This window comes from Sutterella seckii, from assembly GCF_009183815.1.
GTDB classification, from domain to species: domain Bacteria; phylum Pseudomonadota; class Gammaproteobacteria; order Burkholderiales; family Burkholderiaceae_F; genus Sutterella; species Sutterella seckii.
This window is the reverse complement of the sequence record NZ_WEHX01000231.1, coordinates 1-606: the sequence shown is the minus strand read 5'-3', so window position 1 is coordinate 606 and position 606 is coordinate 1. Positions and strand designations below refer to the sequence as shown.

The following is a 606-nucleotide window of genomic DNA, read 5'->3' as shown; positions in this document are numbered from 1 at the left end:
TCTGTGAGACTAGGCTTGCGACAAGTAGGGCGGGACACGAGAAATCCTGTCTGAAGATGGGGGGACCATCCTCCAAGGCTAAATACTCGTGATCGACCGATAGTGAACCAGTACTGTGAAGGAAAGGTAAAAAGAACCCCGGGAGGGGAGTGAAATAGATCCTGAAACCGCATACATACAAACAGTAGGAGCCCGCAAGGGTGACTGCGTACCTTTTGCATAATGGGTCAGCGACTTACGTTCAATGGCGAGCTTAACCGGATAGGGGAGGCGCAGCGAAAGCGAGTCCGAACAGGGCGAAATTCAGTCGTTGGGCGTAGACCCGAAACCAGATGATCTATCCATGGTCAGGCTGAAGGTGTGGTAACACACACTGGAGGGCCGAACCGACTAGTGTTGCAAAATTAGCGGATGAACTGTGGATAGGGGTGAAAGGCTAAACAAATCTGGAGATAGCTGGTTCTCCCCGAAAACTATTGAGGTAGTGCCTCGTGTATGGCTCCAGGGGGTAGAGCACTGTTATGGCTAGGGGGACATGGCGTCTTACCAAACCATGGCAAACTCCGAATACTTGGAAGTCAGAGCACGGGAGACAGAGCACCGGGT

General features: G+C 52.1%; 1 rRNA gene. It reads left to right on the top strand.

Going from position 1 to position 606, the window contains the following annotated elements:
- Positions 1-606: ribosomal RNA gene (locus tag GBM95_RS11980) — 23S ribosomal RNA — on the top strand; the annotation flags it as partial.